The organism is Nitrosospira lacus, from assembly GCF_000355765.4.
GTDB classification, from domain to species: domain Bacteria; phylum Pseudomonadota; class Gammaproteobacteria; order Burkholderiales; family Nitrosomonadaceae; genus Nitrosospira; species Nitrosospira lacus.
Genome location: NZ_CP021106.3, coordinates 2612519 through 2629335, shown reverse-complemented (window position 1 = coordinate 2629335; position 16817 = coordinate 2612519). Strand labels below are relative to the sequence as shown.

Annotated in this window: 19 protein-coding genes and 1 tRNA gene; 10 read left to right on the top strand and 10 right to left on the bottom strand. The window is 54.3% G+C overall.

The window, feature by feature from the left end; genetic code table 11:
- Positions 1–33: 33 nt before the first annotated feature.
- Positions 34–855, top strand: a complete 822-nt coding sequence (gene rluB / locus EBAPG3_RS11970) for a 23S rRNA pseudouridine(2605) synthase RluB (protein ID WP_040852268.1) — start codon at positions 34–36, stop codon at positions 853–855.
- A gap of 150 nt (positions 856–1005) precedes the next feature.
- Here rluB and prmB read toward each other — a convergent pair whose 3' ends face one another.
- The 4 genes from prmB to dapC form a co-directional block, all read right to left on the bottom strand.
- On the bottom strand, positions 1006–1902 hold the full coding sequence (prmB, locus tag EBAPG3_RS11965; RefSeq protein ID WP_040852288.1) for a 50S ribosomal protein L3 N(5)-glutamine methyltransferase: 897 nt from the start codon (positions 1900–1902) through the stop codon (positions 1006–1008).
- 283 nt (positions 1903–2185) lie between these two features.
- A complete protein-coding gene (gene dapE / locus EBAPG3_RS11960; protein ID WP_004177882.1) occupies positions 2186–3319 on the bottom strand; it encodes a succinyl-diaminopimelate desuccinylase in 1134 nt (377 codons plus the stop codon).
- Positions 3320–3348: 29 nt separating this feature from the next.
- Positions 3349–4170 carry a 2,3,4,5-tetrahydropyridine-2,6-dicarboxylate N-succinyltransferase gene (gene dapD / locus EBAPG3_RS11955; RefSeq protein ID WP_004177883.1) on the bottom strand — a complete coding sequence of 274 codons (822 nt, stop codon included), beginning with the start codon at positions 4168–4170 and terminating at the stop codon, positions 3349–3351.
- A gap of 64 nt (positions 4171–4234) precedes the next feature.
- The gene (dapC, locus tag EBAPG3_RS11950) at positions 4235–5428 is read right to left on the bottom strand and encodes a succinyldiaminopimelate transaminase (RefSeq protein ID WP_004177884.1); all 1194 of its coding nucleotides are present in this window, start codon (positions 5426–5428) and stop codon (positions 4235–4237) included.
- Between the two features lie 87 nt (positions 5429–5515).
- On the opposite strand from dapC, the gene EBAPG3_RS11945 reads away from it, so the two are divergent.
- The 6 genes from EBAPG3_RS11945 (at position 5516) to EBAPG3_RS11920 (ending at position 10749) form a co-directional block, all read left to right on the top strand.
- Positions 5516–6415 carry a DMT family transporter gene (locus tag EBAPG3_RS11945; protein ID WP_004177885.1) on the top strand — a complete coding sequence of 300 codons (900 nt, stop codon included), beginning with the start codon at positions 5516–5518 and terminating at the stop codon, positions 6413–6415.
- A 72-nt stretch (positions 6416–6487) separates the two neighbouring features.
- Entirely contained in the window at positions 6488–7438 is a 951-nt protein-coding gene (locus EBAPG3_RS11940; RefSeq protein ID WP_004177886.1) for a D-2-hydroxyacid dehydrogenase, read from the top strand.
- Positions 7439–7700: 262 nt separating this feature from the next.
- Entirely contained in the window at positions 7701–8120 is a 420-nt protein-coding gene (locus EBAPG3_RS11935; protein WP_004177887.1) for a rubrerythrin family protein, read from the top strand.
- A 107-nt stretch (positions 8121–8227) separates the two neighbouring features.
- The gene (locus EBAPG3_RS11930) at positions 8228–9556 is read left to right on the top strand and encodes a heterodisulfide reductase-related iron-sulfur binding cluster (protein WP_004177888.1); all 1329 of its coding nucleotides are present in this window, start codon (positions 8228–8230) and stop codon (positions 9554–9556) included.
- Between the two features lie 75 nt (positions 9557–9631).
- On the top strand, positions 9632–10231 hold the full coding sequence (locus EBAPG3_RS11925) for a DUF3501 family protein (RefSeq protein ID WP_004177889.1): 600 nt from the start codon (positions 9632–9634) through the stop codon (positions 10229–10231).
- Positions 10228–10749, top strand: coding sequence for a CNP1-like family protein (locus EBAPG3_RS11920; RefSeq protein ID WP_004177890.1), 522 nt, complete (start codon positions 10228–10230; stop codon positions 10747–10749). Before EBAPG3_RS11925 ends, EBAPG3_RS11920 begins: the two co-directional genes overlap by 4 nt.
- Before the next feature lie 43 nt (positions 10750–10792).
- Here the strand turns inward: EBAPG3_RS11920 and EBAPG3_RS11915 are convergent, their stop codons facing one another.
- The 6 genes from EBAPG3_RS11915 to rplU form a co-directional block, all read right to left on the bottom strand.
- Positions 10793–11542, bottom strand: coding sequence for an MBL fold metallo-hydrolase (locus EBAPG3_RS11915; protein ID WP_004177891.1), 750 nt, complete (start codon positions 11540–11542; stop codon positions 10793–10795).
- A 34-nt stretch (positions 11543–11576) separates the two neighbouring features.
- Positions 11577–11909, bottom strand: a complete 333-nt coding sequence (locus EBAPG3_RS11910) for a protein tyrosine phosphatase family protein (protein WP_004177892.1) — start codon at positions 11907–11909, stop codon at positions 11577–11579.
- 30 nt (positions 11910–11939) lie between these two features.
- On the bottom strand, positions 11940–13058 hold the full coding sequence (gene proB / locus EBAPG3_RS11905) for a glutamate 5-kinase (RefSeq protein ID WP_004177893.1): 1119 nt from the start codon (positions 13056–13058) through the stop codon (positions 11940–11942).
- 346 nt (positions 13059–13404) lie between these two features.
- The gene (gene cgtA / locus EBAPG3_RS11900; RefSeq protein WP_004177895.1) at positions 13405–14445 is read right to left on the bottom strand and encodes an Obg family GTPase CgtA; all 1041 of its coding nucleotides are present in this window, start codon (positions 14443–14445) and stop codon (positions 13405–13407) included.
- Between the two features lie 86 nt (positions 14446–14531).
- Complete coding sequence (gene rpmA / locus EBAPG3_RS11895; protein WP_004177896.1) at positions 14532–14789, bottom strand: 50S ribosomal protein L27; 258 nt, start codon at positions 14787–14789, stop codon at positions 14532–14534.
- A 12-nt stretch (positions 14790–14801) separates the two neighbouring features.
- Entirely contained in the window at positions 14802–15113 is a 312-nt protein-coding gene (rplU, locus tag EBAPG3_RS11890) for a 50S ribosomal protein L21 (RefSeq protein ID WP_004177897.1), read from the bottom strand.
- Between the two features lie 191 nt (positions 15114–15304).
- Here rplU and ispB point away from each other — a divergent pair, with 191 nt between their 5' ends.
- The 3 genes from ispB (at position 15305) to EBAPG3_RS11875 (ending at position 16814) form a co-directional block, all read left to right on the top strand.
- The gene (ispB, locus tag EBAPG3_RS11885; protein WP_004177898.1) at positions 15305–16273 is read left to right on the top strand and encodes an octaprenyl diphosphate synthase; all 969 of its coding nucleotides are present in this window, start codon (positions 15305–15307) and stop codon (positions 16271–16273) included.
- Positions 16274–16469: 196 nt separating this feature from the next.
- Positions 16470–16546, top strand: a tRNA-Pro gene (locus tag EBAPG3_RS11880).
- Between the two features lie 28 nt (positions 16547–16574).
- Entirely contained in the window at positions 16575–16814 is a 240-nt protein-coding gene (locus EBAPG3_RS11875; RefSeq protein ID WP_004177899.1) for a PP0621 family protein, read from the top strand.
- Positions 16815–16817 lie beyond the last annotated feature (3 nt).

The window sequence follows — 16817 nt, the reverse complement described above, 5'->3', positions numbered from 1 at the left end:
GAAATCCTGCATGGTTTTAAAGGTGAGCGATAGATGAAAGCGAGGCCGATCAGGCCGATAAAGAAAAAGGGTTCCGTATCCACCGGCGCTGACGCCAGCTCCGCGCCCCCATCAGTATCCGCGCCGGTTACGCACAAACTCCAAAAGTTGCTGGCACAGGCAGGACTTGGGTCGAGGCGTGAGATGGAGGAGCTGATTGCCGCCGGCGGGGCGACCATTAATGGAAAAGTGGCGGTAATCGGTGATCGGGCCGGGCCTGATGACACCATACGGGTGGGCAAGCGCACCATACACTTCAAATCCGATGACCGCCTTCCCAGGGTTGTGCTTTACCATAAACCGGAGGGTGAGATCGTCAGCCATGATGATCCCGGGGGCAGGACTTCCGTATTCGACAAGTTGCCGCAATTGCGATCTTCTAAATGGATATCCATCGGCAGGCTTGACTACAATACCAGCGGGTTACTGATTTTCACCACCGACGGAGAATTGGCCAACCGACTGATGCATCCCCGGTTCGAAGTCGAGCGTGAATATGCGGTACGGATCATGGGGCGCCTGACTCCGGAAGTGACGGAATTGCTGACTACAGGCATTGAACTGGAAGATGGCCTGGCGAAGTTCGATCACTTGTCGGACCAGGGTGGCGAGGGGTCCAACCACTGGTACCGGGTAATATTGAAGGAAGGCAGGAATCGCGAAGTGCGCCGCATGTTTGAAACGGTGGGAATGACGGTGAGCCGCCTGATGCGGGTGCGCTTTGGTCCCATCAACCTGCCGCCGCGCCTGAAACGCGGAAAATGGATGGAGTTGGATGAGACCGAGACAAGGCGTTTATTGGCGCTGGTCACTTGATTCGGCAAGAAGATTACCACGAATCTTCGTCATTCCGGGTTTGACCCGGAATCCAGTCCCACCCAGCAATGGGGTGCCTTGCCTGCCGCCGTATGCCGGCTTCCGACATGACGCTTGTAACGTTCGCTTTATAGCGCTAACCCAGAGTAATCAGTGGGGAAGCTGATCGCGTTTCAGCATGAACACAAACTCATCGCCGGTGCTGGTTTCCAGCCAGGTGAAGGGAGTCTGGCGGAATTCCTGTTCCAGGGCATCGCGGTTATGGCCAATTTCGACAATCAGCACGCCCTGATCAGTTAAATAGTCAGCAGCCTCGCGCAGTATTGCGCGGGTTGCCTCCAGCCCGTCTTCGCCGCTCGCCAGGGCATTACGCGGCTCGTGACGATACTCCCCGGGGAGTGCCGCCATCGATTCAGCGCTGACATAAGGCGGATTGCTGATAATGAGATCGTAGCGGCGTCCTTCCAGTCCCGCGAATAAGTCGGATTGCATAAGATTGATCCTATGTTCCAGGTTGTAATCCGTTACATTCTTCTGCGCGACTTGCAGCGCTTCAGGTGAAATGTCCGTGGCGTCTATGGCGGCATCTCCAAAAGCGTGTGCCAGCAACACCGCAAGGCATCCCGATCCGGTACAGAGATCTAGCGCTGAATGGATTTCATCGGGGTTTTCTATCCATGGCGCCAGTTGCTCTCGCAGCAGTTCGGCAATGAAGGAGCGCGGTACGATCACGCGCTCATCCACATAAAAACTGAAATCTCCCAGCCAGGCTTCATGGGTGAGGTAAGCGGCGGGAATTTTTTCTATTGCGCGGCGCTGGATTATGTGCAATACCTGCTCCAGTTCCGTTGTGGTGAGGCACGCATCAAGAAACGGTTCCAGCCGGTCGAGTGGAAGATGGAGGGTGTGGAGAATGAGATAGGCCGCCTCGTCGTACGCCGAAGCTGATCCATGGCCGAAATAGAGACTAGCCTCGTTAAAGCGGCTTACCGCGAATCGCAGCAGATCGCGTAGCGTCTGAAGCTGGGTCTTGGCTTCGATATACATGGACACCTTAACTTTCAGATAGCTGCGATTCAGGTGCCTGGTTACTGATCTGGTGGGCAAATAGTACAAACATCATGCCAGCGGAAGCCGGTATCCATGGCGTGCAAGTCACACCATTGTTGGTTGGGATTGGATTCCGGGTCAAGCTCGGAATGACGAAATTCATGGACCTGTTCGCCAGTAAACAGGAGCCTTTGAATAGGTTCACGAGTTTGACAACCGATTGGCCAACTGAGTTGTCGACTGAGAGCTCCACGGAGGATTTATTCAGAAAGACTCCCTATTATCTCAGCAATAAAAGCTCCAGCGTCAGCCGGTAAATTTCCGGCAGCTGTTCCAGATCCTTGACTTCCACATATTCATTGAGCTTATGAATGGTGGCATTGCGCGGTCCCATCTCCACCACTTGCGGGCAGATATCGGCGATGAAACGCCCATCGGAGGTGCCCCCCGAAGTGGAAAGCTCAGGCTCTATTCCCACAACGGTTCGGATCGCATTGCTGATGGCATCCACCAGGTTGCCCCTAGGTGTGAGATAGGGCTTGCCGGAAAACTCCCATTTCAGGTCGTAATCGAAATCCTGCCGGTTGAGGATTTCGTGCACTCTGGCTTTTAGTGATTCAACCGTACTGGCGGTGGAGAAACGAAAATTGAACAGCATCGTAACTTCGCCAGGAATCACGTTGGTGGCGCCGGTGCCGCCATTGATATTGGAAATCTGCCACGTGGTGGGCGGAAAGTATTCGTTGCCTTCATCCCACCGGGTTTGCGTCAGCTCGGCGATGGCGGGTGCGGCGAGGTGGATGGGATTCTTTGCCAGATGCGGATAAGCGATATGGCCTTGAATACCCTTTACGGTCAATATGCCGGATAAGGAGCCGCGCCTTCCGTTCTTGATGGTATCGCCCAGGTGGTCGACACATGTGGGTTCGCCGACGATGCAATAATCGATCAGTTCATTGCGCGCCTTGAGTGCTTCAACCACTCTGACGGTACCGTCTATGGCGACGCCCTCTTCGTCCGACGTGATGAGCAGCGCAATCGAGCCGCCATGATCGGGGTGCCTGGCGACAAACGCTTCAATCGCGGTAACAAACGCCGCCAGCGATCCTTTCATGTCGGCCGCACCCCGGCCGTACAGCCTATCATCGCGGATTTCCGGTTTGAATGGGTCGCTGTCCCATTTGTTGATGGGGCCGGTTGGCACTACATCGGTGTGACCGGCAAAACACAGCAGCGGCGCGTTTGTCCCGCGCCGTGCCCACAAATTATCCACTTCGCCGCAGCGTATTCTCTCGATACCGAAGCCGATTTTTTCCAGGCGATTAATCAGAATTTCCTGGCATCCTTCGTCGAACGGTGTCAGCGAGCGGCAGGCGATCAGGGCTTGTGCAAGAGCCAGCGTGTCATTTTGCATGGGATATTTTCCTGGAAATCGAATAATGATTAAATCCCGCGCAACAGCTCATTGATGCCCGTCTTTGCGCGGGTTTTGGCATCCACCTGCTTGACAATGACCGCGCAGTAAAGGCTGTACTTGCCATCCACGGAGGGCAGATTGCCGGATACCACCACCGATCCCGGCGGGATGCGGCCATAGCTCGTTTCACCTGTCTCCCGGTTATATATCTTGGTGCTCTGGCCAATATATACGCCCATCGAAATGACCGAATTCTCTCCCACGATGACGCCCTCGACGACTTCGGAACGCGCGCCGATGAAGCAGTTATCCTCGATGATGGTCGGATTGGCTTGCACTGGCTCAAGCACTCCGCCTATGCCCACGCCGCCGGACAAGTGCACATTCTTGCCGATCTGGGCACAGGAGCCTACCGTGGCCCAGGTATCGACCATGGTGCCTTCATCCACGTAAGCGCCGATATTGACATAAGACGGCATCAGCACGACATTGCCGGCGATAAACGATCCTTTGCGTACGGCGGCGGGAGGCACCACGCGAAAACCGCCGTTGCGGAAATCCTTGGAGCTGTAGTCCGCGAATTTGGACGGCACCTTATCGAAATAGTTGGAGAAACCACCCTTGATAAAGCTATTGTCTTCTATGCGAAAGGAAAGCAGCACCGCCTTCTTGATCCATTGATGCGTAGTCCATTCACCGTTGATTTTTTCCGCGACCCGCAGCTTGCCGCTGTCGAGCATTTCCACCACCTGCGCAACGGATTCCTTGAGTTTGGCCTCGACATTGCGCGGTGTAATCTCCGCACGGCGTTCAAACGCTTCTTCTATGGTGCTTTGGAGCTGATCCATGGGTTTCCTTTATTTTTCCTAAGATATCCGAAATATTTTTGACGATTCAATTCTTCGGCGCACGTTATATACAAGACATCAGCATTTTTATGCGGCTGGCTGCTTCGATACATTCAGTCAGCGGTGCAACCAGGGCAATGCGCACGAAATTTTCGCCAGGGTTAATCCCATGCGCATACCGTGCCAGATAACTGCCCGGTAATACCGTTACATTATAATCTTGATATAGCTTCCGGGTGAACTCGACATCGCCAACGGGTGTTTTTACCCAAAGGTAAAATGCCGCGTCCGGTATGGATATTTGCATGTTACCAGCTAGCAACTCGGTGACCGTCGTGAATTTCTCCTGATACAAGCGGCGGTTCTCAATAACATGAAGTTCGTCACTCCAGGCTGCCTCACTCGCTGCCTGTACCGCGGGATTCATCGCGCTGCCATGGTAAGTGCGATAGAGCAAAAATTTTTCCAGCACCGCCGCATCTCCCGCTACAAAACCTGAACGCATACCCGGCACATTGGATCTTTTCGACAGACTGCTGAATACCAGCAGCCGTGGAAAGCCGCTACGGCCGAGGCGATGGGCAGCTTCCAGGGCGCCGAGCGGGGGCGCAGTTTCATGGAAATAGATTTCGGAGTAGCACTCGTCCGCAGCGATGATGAATCCATGCCGGTCGGAAAGCTCAAATAATCGCCGCCACTCATCCATCGACATCACTCTGCCCGTGGGATTTCCGGGTGAGCAGACGTATGCCAGTTGCGTGTGGGACCAGATATCATCCGGCAATTGCGCATAGCCGAGCGTGAAACCATTCTCCGGCAGCGTGTTCAAGAAATAAGGTGTGGCACCGGCCAGCAAAGCCGCGCCTTCATATATCTGGTAAAACGGATTTGGACACACCACTGCTGCTTGTGAAAGAGATGAATCGATCACTGCCTGGGCTACAGAAAACAGCGCCTCACGGCTGCCGTTAACGGGAATGATCTCTGTTTCTGGATTTATCACAGGCAAGCGATAACGCCGCATTAGCCAAGTGGCAATACTCGCACGCAGCGATCTGGCTCCAAGCGTTGTGGGATAATGCGCCAGACCAGCGAGGTTGTCCGTAAGGGCTTGGCGGATGAAATCAGGCGTTGCATGTTTGGGCTCGCCGATATGCAGGCTGATGGGCGCGAACGCCCGGTTGGGTGTGATTCCCTCGAACAGCTTGTGAAGCTTCTGGAAGGGGTAGGGTTGCAGGCGGTTGAGGTTGGGATTCAATTTTATAAAGAAGGCAACCTGCGGCCGTAGGCAGTCATTTTCAGAATGGATCTCTTGATCGAAGCGGAATTATAAGGGGCTGGTGGCTTGCTGACCAAGCAAAATAATCAAAACAAACAAAACCTTTTGCCGGTAACGGCGCTACTCGGTGGCGCTATAATCTGGGGGCTGCTCTGGTATCCCTATCGGGTGCTGGAACAAGCTGAGATAAGTGGTTCAATCGCAACGGCGATTACTTATTTTATTGCCTTGTTGCTGGGGTTGGTATGGTTCCGGAAAGATTTGCGGATGTCGCATATAGCCGGCGGTGAACCCCATCTGTTATTGGGGATCGCGCTATTTGCTGGCTGGACCAATCTCGCGTATGTGCTCGGCGTGATCCATGGCGAAGTCATGCGTGTGCTGTTGTTGTTTTATCTTGCTCCGCTTTGGACCATCGTGTTTTCCCGCCTTTTGCTGAAGGAAAAATTAAGCCTGCATGGGTATCTGGTTATCGTCATTTCGCTAGCCGGCGCGATAATCATGTTGTGGGAACCAGAAAGTGGTTCTTTGCTGCCCTCATCTTACGGTGACTGGATGGGGTTGTCAGCCGGTTTCATGTTTGCGCTCTTGAATGTGCTGAGCCGCAAAGACCAGTATCACAATGTCCAATCGAAATCCGTGGCGGTATGGATAGGTGTCGCGCTGACAGGATTCGTTTACAGCATGTTTTTGCCCGACCTGCCCACTCTGGGCGGTGTTTCCATGGATTCGTATCTGCTACTGCTGGGACTGGGGGTCATCGTGTTTGTGCTGAGCGTGGTTGTGCAGTATGGTGTGACGCATGTTCCCGCGAATCGGGCTATTGTTATTATGTTGTTTGAACTGGTGGTTGCGGCGGTTGCGGCGTATTTCCTGACAGATGAGGCCATGACGCTCAGGAATTGGGTGGGCGGTGCGCTGATTGTCTCGGCCAGCCTGTTTTCCGCAAGAATGAATCGGGAGTAGCATCATCCCCGATCCTTGGGGGTATCGGCCCTTGCCGCTGCAGCCCCCAGACTCAAACGAGGGAGGATGAATATGAGCCACCACGTAGTTTTTCTTGAACGCGATTCGATCAAAGCGCAGGTGCGCCAGCCGGGTTTCGAGCATACTTACGAAGAATACGCCCACACAGCTTACGATCAGATCGTGCCGCGTCTGCGGAATGCGACAGTGGCAATCATCAACAAAGTACCGTTGAGCGATGAAACCCTCGCGGAATTGCCCAGGCTGAAAATGATCGCGGTAACGGCGACCGGATATGATGGCATCGATATTGCGGCGTGCCGCAGCCGCGGTATCGCGGTGGCGAATATCCGCAATTATGCGATTCACACTGTCCCGGAGCACGTATTCGCGCTGGTGCTGGCGTTACGCCGGAATTTGCTGGCATACCGGCAGGAGATCGAGCAGGGCGCCTGGCAGAAATCGGAACAGTTCTGCTTGTTCACGCACCCTATCGCCGAGTTGTCCGGCTCCACCATGGGGATTATCGGCGAGGGTACCATCGGGCAGGCCACCGCTGCCATTGCACGCGGCTTCGGCATGCATGTGTTGTTTGCCTATCACTCGTCTCGCAAGAAAAAAGAGGTGGTGCTCACGCCGCTCGACCAGGTACTTGCCGAGGCGGATATACTTTCGCTGCACTGTCCGCTAACCCCCGCAACGCGAGATCTTATCGGCATCAATGAACTGCGCAAGATGAAGCGCAGCGCACTGCTGATCAATACCGCGCGCGGTGGACTGGTGGATGAGGCCGCGCTGGTTCAGGCGCTGGATGAAGGCCTGATCGCCGGAGCGGGTTTTGACGTGCTGACGGTCGAGCCGCCAAAGGATGGCAATCCATTACTCGACCTGCGCCGCCCCAACTTCATTCTGACACCGCATGTTGCCTGGGCATCGGACGAGGCCATGCAATCCCTGGCTAATCAACTGATTGAGAATATCGAGGCCTGGGTGGCCGGCAAGCCGCAGAATCTGGTCACCTGAGCAGGGGTTTGATTGGGCGATCCAAGGACGGAACCCACCTGCTTTCTCTGCCCTAAATACTGTTCACGCACTGGATGCTCGTCCAATAAACGTCCGGTAAGCCCAGTTGACAAGCTCAGAACCCTCCGATAGTCTCCTACGGTTTGGTTAACTTGGTGTCAGGAGGGCAGGAATCACTGGAATTCATCCGGTATACCACCGCGAGCAGGCTGGAATCCTTAATCAATTTGATTGTCAATTTGTTATATAAGAGGAGAGCGTTATGGAACTTAAAGGATCAAAAACTGAAGAGAATCTGAAAGCGGCTTTTGCCGGGGAATCTCAGGCCAATCGCCGTTATCTCTATTTTGCGGCCAAAGCGGACGTGGAAGGTCAGAATGATGTGGCGGCGGTATTCCGCTCCACTGCCGAGGGAGAAACCGGGCACGCCCATGGTCATCTGGAATATCTGGAAACCTGTGGAGATCCGGCCACAGGACTGCCTTTTGGTGCATCGCGCGACAATCTTAAAACGGCCATTGCCGGGGAAACCCATGAATACACCGACATGTATCCGGGTATGGCCAAGTCCGCGCGGGATGAGGGGTTTGATGAAATCGGCGATTGGTTCGAGACCCTGGCCAAGGCCGAGCGCTCGCATGCCAACCGCTTCCAGAGGGCCCTGGATAACCTGGCCGATTAAACAAAAGTCATAAAACGGATAGACCGGATGGCATTCGATCCGGTCGGTCTGTTTTATTCTGCAATTTTGTCCTGCTTTAATTCCTCATCTATTTTCCACGTGTTGCCATGATCACTCGCGAAGGCAGTCTGGAACCTCCAAAGCGGCATCCACTCGACTGGGTAAATCCGGATTTTTATGACGAGCCGAAGCTGTTTCAGGAGATGGAGCGTGTCTTCGACATCTGTCATGGCTGCCGCCGTTGCGTCAATCTGTGCACGGCTTTTCCACGATTATTCGATCTCATCGATGATGGGGTTACCGGCGAGCTGGATGGAGTGGAGAAGCGGAATCTCTGGGAGGTGGTGGATCGCTGTTATCTTTGCGATATGTGTTTCATGACAAAGTGTCCCTACGTGCCTCCCCATCCATGGAATATTGATTTTCCGCACTTGATGCTGCGAGCCAAAGCGGTCAAGTACAAAAAGGGCGAAACCGGTTTCCGCGACAAATTGCTTTCCAGTACCGATCTCATGGGCAAGCTGGCAAGCATTCCGGTAGTGGCCCAGACGGTGAACGCCGTTAACAAGGCGCCTGCCGTCCGCAAGTTGATGGATAGCATGCTGGATATTCACGCCGAGCGGATACTGCCCGAATACGACAGTCATAAATTCCGGAAGCATGCCCGGGTCAATTCCTCCCATGAAGTTCGCGACGGTGCCAAAACATCGGGAAAGGTGGCGATTTATGCTACTTGCTACGTGAATTACAATGAACCCGGCATTGGACATGATTTATTGAAAATACTCGACCATAACGAGATTCCGGCATGCCTGGTGGAGAAAGAGGCTTGTTGCGGCATGCCCAAGCTGGAGCTGGGTGATCTGAATGCGGTGAATGAGCTCAAGAAAGTGAATATCCCTTATCTGGCGAAACTGGCGAATGAAGGTTATGCGATACTCACCGCAGTACCTTCATGCACACTGATGTACAAGCAGGAATTGCCGCTCATGTTTCCCCTGGATGAGGACGTGCGAGCGGTAGCGGCAGCCATGTTCGATCCATTCGAGTATCTGATGCTGCGTAATCGGGACGGTTTGCTGAAGACCGATTTCAAGCAGCCGCTGGGTAATGTTTCCTATCACATTCCCTGCCATTTGCGGGTGCAGAACGTCGGTCAGAAGACCAGGGACGTACTTCAAATGGTTCCCGGTACCCAGGTGAGCGTCGTGGAGCGTTGCTCCGGTCATGACGGTACATGGGGAGTCAAAAGCGAGCATTTTGCCGATTCCATGAAGATCGGCAAGCCGGTGTTTAAGCAGATGGCCGCACCGGGCCCCGATTACATCAGCTCGGACTGTGCCATCGCCGGACGCCATATTCAGCAGGGTATGGGGGAGAACAGGGCGCAGAAACAGCACCCATTGACGCTGATCCGGATTGCTTATGGCCTCTGAAGGGACCAACTCCGGGCGGCATGCTTACCCAAAACCATCATTCTTGTTACGCCAATCCGGAATTATCTATCAATCATGCCCCAGATCACCCGTGACAGCCTGATGACACTGGAGGCCTATGCCAAAGCGCGGCAGGAATTCCGCGCCAGGGTAATGGCCCACAAGAAAAACCGCAAGGTTCATTTGGGCGAAAACGTGACGCTCATTTTCGAGGATGAGCTGACCATACGGTATCAAATCCAGGAAATGCTGCGGGTGGAGAAGATTTTCGAGGAGGAGGGAATACTGGATGAGCTGAACGCGTATGCTCCTCTGGTACCCGATGGCGGCAACTGGAAAGCTACTATGATGATTGAATATCCTGATCCGGTCGAGCGCGCCGCCAGACTGGCGGAATTGACGGGCATAGAAGACAGGGTATGGGTCCGGGTGAGTGATCATGAACCGGTTTACGCCATCGCCGATGAGGATCTTGAGCGAGAGAATGCGGAAAAAACCTCCTCGGTGCATTTTTTGCGTTTCGAGCTGAGCAAGGACATGATAGGAGCATTGCGCCAGGATGCCACTTTGAGCATGGGCATCGACCACCTCGCGTATGACGTTCCGGCTAAACTGGTAACAGGAACGGTGCGCGACGCTTTAATCGATGATTTGACTGCGGACTTGACGACATGATGAAGAAATTCCTGACGTTGCTATGCTTTCTGCCGATTGCGGCTTACGCCCAGCAAAATAAATTCGAGTATGAGTTTGATCATGAAAAACCCTGGATCGAACTCCAGACACAATTACCGGGTTATCCCAAGCCGGAAAATATGCTGCAATTCGATGCCGGTCCGGCCAGCAACAACCTTCATTACGTCGATGCCCCCTCCATTGCGGTAGGGGAGGATGGCGTAGTGCGCTATAGCCTTGTGGTCAAGTCGCAGTCAGGGGCGATGAATGTGAGTTACGAGGGAATACGCTGCCAGACTGCGGAGAAAAGGACCTATGCCTATGGCCGCAGCGATAATACCTGGGGCCGGGCAAGGCTATCGAAATGGGCTGATCTTGAAAATATTGCCCAGAATTACGCCCAGCGGGCGCTCTACCGGTATTACTTCTGCCCCCTCGGAATCCACATGGTGAAAGATGCGGAGGAGGCCATCAACGCATTGAAAGCAGGGGTCCATCCGCGCGCCGTGCGTTACTGAGTAACTCTGCCAGGCAGCTCACATCAATGTCACAACGCGCGCGCTATCCTTGGGGGCTAGCCGTCATATGCCGGCAGTATTTTTGCAGGTTCTCCGGCAGGTCATCGGGGCAGACGCCACACTGCCGGTTTCCGGGCACGGCATAATCCATAAACGTCGGATATGGCAATCCGAGGTTTGCCATGATTTCCCTGAATTCTTCCAGGGTACGGTTGTTTCCCAACCGGGGGTTGCGTTTTTTTTCCTGTGCAATGGAGGAGACTCGCCGGTCGTTATAGTCATGGGCCGGGTATACCAGACAGTCATCCGGTAACGAAAACAGTTTTTCCTTCACGCTTTTATATAACGCGTCCGCATCACCATTTTGAAAATCGGTACGCCCGCATCCTTCAATCAGGAGGGCGTCGCCGGTAAAGACCCTGTCATTGCATCGATAGGCGAAGTGCCCGTCGGTATGCCCCGGCGTATGCAGCGGCTGCAAGGCAATGCTTCCCACCTGGAACAGCTTGCCTTCTTCCACACCCAGTTCTGTACAGGATAGCCGGTCGAAAGCCGGTGCGGCTATCTTGCTGCCCACCTGCTTTTTCAGCTCGAGCGCGGCGGTGATATGGTCGGCATGAATATGCGTATCAACGCTATAGGCCAACCTCAGTCCGAGGCGGCTGAGCTCAGCCAAATCGCGATCCATGGACACAATCACTGGATCGATCAGCACGGCTTGCCCGGTTTCCTCGCAGCCGAGGAGGTATGTGAAGGTGCTGGACAGGGGCTCGAACAACTGCCGGAATATCATGAGGCTAGACTACTAAGCGGATCAGGAAATTGTATCACCGTGATCGCTCATAGAGGGTTTTTGAACGAATCCCCAGTCGGCAATAGCCAACGGTTGGGGCAGGCAAATTGGCGACTATCGTCTTGAAACTGGCAATATTGGTAGCGTTTATTTGTCCGGGCACTATAGGCAGGTAGGCGAATTCCAGCCCCAGTTTCTTCGCCGCCTCTTCAAGAAGATGATGATCCGCATGAGTCCCTCCGTCCTCGCTATCCGGCCGGTTGCAGATGACACTTCTGAATCCCGCCGCCTTAATATCAGGCAGGTCTTCCGCGTCGATTTGCGGGCTGGCCGAAAAATTGGCGTCAAGTCTGGTAAGCGGTTTCATGGGCATCCTTTCGAATGATGTTAGTTCATACTATAGCAGAACCAGATTATCCCTATGAATAAGTTCCGGTTCGCCCACGTATCCCAGGATGCTTTCGATCTCGTTACTGGCCCGGCGCAGAATTCTCCGGGTTTCAGCCGCGTTATAGTTAACAAGCCCCCGGGCAATTTCCCTGCCCGCCGGATCAAAACAACCAACCACCTCGCCACGCTCGAAATTACCCAGGACACCCGTCACACCTATCGATAAAAGACTTTTGCCGCTCCCTGTGAGCGCTTTTACCGCTCCTTCGTCCAGTATGACGTTTCCGCGCATTTGTAAATGATCGGCGAGCCATTGCTTGCGCGCCGCCAATGTCATGGTTTCCGCCAGCAGTTGCGTACCAATGGCTTTTCCCTGAGCGAGAAGAAGCAGGACGCCGTTTTCGTGTCCCGACGCGATGACGGTGTGGGCACCACTGCGCGCCGCACGTTTTGCTGCCATCACTTTGGTCAGCATGCCACCACGGCCTATGGCGCTGCCGGCGCCGCCCGCCATTGATTCGATCGCCGGGTCTCCGGCACGGGCCTCCCTTACCAGCGTGGCTTTCGCATCCTTGCGCGGGTCGGCGGTGAATAATCCACCCTGGTCGGTGAGAATTATCAGCACGTCGGCCTCGATCAGGTTGGTTACCAGTGCGGCAAGTGTATCGTTATCCCCGAAGCGGATTTCATCCGTCGCTACCGTATCGTTTTCATTGATGACGGGAATGACGTTCAAGCTTAGCAGGGTAATCAGGGTCGAACGAGCGTTCAGGTAGCGCTTGCGGTCCGATAAGTCCTCATGCGTGAGCAACACTTGCGCAGCCTGTATGTTGTGCCCGCGAAAACAGGATTCATAAGCCTGCACCAGGCCCATTTGTCCGACGGCGGCGGCAGCCTGCAGCTCATGCAGCGCGTGAGGGCGTTTCTTCCAGTTCAGACGCTGCATGCCTTCCGCGATCGCGCCGGAAGAAACCAGCACGACTTCCTTGCCCATTTCCTTGAGCCTGGCGATCTGCTCCGCCCAGCGCGCCAGTGCGGCATGGTCGAGTCCCTGTCCCTCATTGGTGACGAGGCTGCTGCCGACCTTAACAACGATGCGCCGCGATTGTTTTACGATGGATTGCATGTTTGGTTTTCGCGCGAGGAGCATGTGAATTTCTTGCGGTCTTGGATACTTGACTTCCTCGGACCGCTCAAGGTATGAAATATTGAGCTGACAATAGGACTGTGTGGAAGAACCAAAACGAAGCGCAGGTAGTATAGTCTTTGCCAGGCGCTTTATAAATAGCGGAGTGCCGGTCAGGCGGGATCGCAAGCGGGCAGCCCGTTCGGCCTGCCATGAAACACGGATTTCACTGCCTGAGCAGGCATCATAGGACGCGCTGTATAGGCTTCGAGAATGAGTTTTGCATCATGCGACGCGAAATTGGACAATGGACTTTAGATCACGTAGCAAATCAGCCCTTTCCTTGTCACGTGATTTGCTCCTCGTTTCCGATTCCTGATTCCTGTTCCAGATGCTCCATGATGGCGTAGGTGAGGGCCTTGCAGCCTTCGCCGGACAGCGCTGAAATGGTAAAGCTTTTTCCCTTCCAGCCCAAGCTGCGGATAAATTTTTTGCAGATCTTTTCGCGCTCATTTTCTGGTAGCAGATCGACTTTATTCAGCACCAGCCAGCGTGGTTTCTGATAGAGCGATTCATCGTATTTCCCCAGCTCCTTGACGATGGCTTTAGCTTCGCGCACGGGATCGATGTTTTCATCCAGCGGCGCCATGTCCACGATATGGAGCAACAGGCGGGTACGCGTGAGATGCTTGAGAAAGCGGTGGCCCAGCCCGGCACCTTCGGCCGCACCCTCTATCAGACCGGGAATATCCGCCATCACGAAACTGCGGTTTTGATCGACGCGTACCATGCCCAGGTTGGGATGCATCGTCGTAAAGGGATAATCCGCAACCTTGGGGCGGGCGGCGGAGACTGCACGGATCAGGGTTGATTTGCCGGCGTTGGGCATGCCCAGGAGTCCTACGTCAGCCAGTACCTTAAGCTCCAGTTTAAGCTCGAGTTCCTCTCCGGGTTCACCGAAGGTAAACTGGCGGGGCGCACGGTTGGTGCTGGACTTGAAATGCAGATTGCCAAGCCCTCCCGCGCCACCCTTGGCCAATAGCACCTTTTGCTCATGGCGCTCCAGGTCGGCGACGGCCTCTCCGGTGGCGGCATTGGTGATAACCGTGCCCACCGGCATGCGCAATACGATGTCATCGGCACCCTTGCCGTAGCAATCGGAGCCTCGACCATTCTCTCCCTTTTTGGCACGATGCAAACGTGCAAAGCGATAATCCACCAGAGTATTGATGTTGCGGTCGGCGATGGCGTAAATACTGCCGCCATGTCCGCCGTCGCCCCCCGAGGGGCCACCCTTGGGAATGAACTTCTCCCGGCGGAAACTGGCGGCGCCATCGCCTCCTTTCCCGGCAACCACCTGGATTATTGCTTCGTCTATGAATTTCATAAGATAATTTTTGCGGTCAGATACGCATGCTCAAAACGAAAAAGCCCTGCCGGGCTGACAGGGCTTTTTCGCGTAACGGGTGACGCCTAGATCGGTATGACGCTGACTGTTTTGCGTTGCGTCGCGCCCTTCGTGCTGAAGTTTACCGTACCGGTGATCTTGGCGAACAGGGTATGATCCTTGCCCATGCCGACATTGTCACCCGCATGAACCTGCGTGCCGCGCTGACGAATAATGATGCTCCCGGCCGGGATCAATTCACCGCCGTAGCTTTTGACACCCAAGCGTTTGGAATTCGAATCACGACCGTTTCTGGAACTGCCACCTGCTTTTTTATGTGCCATGGTAAACTCTCCCTATGCCGAAATGCCGGTGATCTGGATTTCAGTATAATTCTGCCGATGTCCCTGATGTTTCTGATAATGCTTCCGCCGCCGCATCTTGAAAATACGCACCTTGTCATGTCTGCCTTGGTTCAGTACCGTCGCCTTAACCGAGGCACCGCTTAGCAGCGGTTTGCCCATCGAGACATTGTCGCCATCGGAAATCATCAATACCTGGTCAATCGACAGCTCACTGCCAATCTCCGCGGGTATCTGTTCTATTTTAAGTTTTAGTCCGGCTTCAACGCGGTATTGTTTTCCGCCGGTTTTTATGATCGCGTACATGTTCGACTCCAGTTGTTGCTCTCTCAGGATGCTCCGAAAGAAGTAAGCGCGCATTATACATACCGGCCCCTCCAAGGTCAAAGGCCTGTTGCGAATGAGTTTTGTGTCAAAATATGCGGCTGGCCCAATTGTCGAGCTTGACACGTTGGCAGTGACGTTTCTACCATGGCACCTTTTTTGCGGGAACCCCTGTGTCTATTGAACGTATCAGAAATCTTATCGCCCGGGACATGGATGCGGTTGACGCGGTTATCCGCGCCAAACTCTATTCCGATGTGGGACTCATTCGACAGGTAAGCGAATATATCATCAACAGTGGCGGGAAACGCCTGCGGCCGGCACTGGTGATTCTTGCCGCGGGCGCATTCAGCTATTCCGGCAGGTATCATTTCAATCTTGCGGCGGTCGTGGAGTTTATTCATACCGCGACCCTGCTGCACGACGATGTCGTGGATGCCTCGGAGCTGCGGCGCAGCAAAGCCACCGCCAATGCTTTGTTCGGCAATGCCGCCAGCGTGCTCGTGGGCGATTTTCTCTACTCCCGCGCGTTCCAGATGATGGTGGAAGTGGACAACATGCGCGTCATGCGGGTGCTGGCCGATGCCACCAATACGATCGCCGAAGGCGAGGTGCTGCAGTTGCTCAATTGCCGCGATCCCAACGTCGATGAGGAGAACTACCTGCGGGTGATTCGGTACAAGACCGCCAAGCTGTTTGAGGCGGCGACCCGGCTCGGGGCGATCCTTGGCAATGCCACGCCGGCGGAAGAAGAAGCGATGGCCGTTTATGGCATGCATCTCGGTACAGCGTTTCAATTGACCGATGACATGCTGGATTATTCCGGCGATTATCAGGAAACAGGCAAAAACCTGGGTGACGATCTGTCCGAAGGCAAGCCTACGCTACCATTGATTTATGCAATGAGAACAGGATCGGATGAACAGGCGGCCATCATACGCAATGCCATCGAACAGGGCGGGGAGGGTGGCTTCGGGCCGGTTTTGGAAGTTATCCAGCAAACCGGCGCACTGGCTTACACGCGACAGCGGGCGCAAGCCGAATCCAACACCGCATCCGCAATGATTTCATCAATCCAGGATTCTGATTATAAGGAATGTCTGTTACAACTGACCACTTTTGCGGTAGCGCGAAATTATTAGCACGATGCTTTCAGCGCCGGGCCCGGCGATCGGGCTTGCGACTGAAGTTCAAAGTCTGCAGGAGGCTTCCGGAATAATTTTGGATTGCCCGGATGCCCCTTCCTGCGTACAATTGCGCCCACGCGCTTGGTGGGATGTGGCGGTTGAGAACAGTACGTGCTGATAACAATATACAAGTAGTAGCTGATTCATAATTCGGGGTGTAGCTCAGCCTGGTAGAGTACTGCGTTCGGGACGCAGGAGTCGGAGGTTCGAATCCTCTCACCCCGACCAATTTTGATGCGGCAACGGAGACGACGCGTTGGGTAGACTACTGTTCTTCGCCCTTATCGCCGTGCTTGTTTTCTGGGCAATACGGAGCTATCGGCGCGGATTAAAGAAGCGGCAGGAAGAGGTTCAGAAAAAGTCTCCGTCCATCGAAGGCGAAGATATGGTGCGCTGCACTCACTGTGGTGTGCATTTGCCGAAAAGCGAAAGCATTCTCTCCGAAGACAAGTTTTTCTGTAGCGACGAGCATCGTCGTTTGCATTTGCAGCAATAGAAT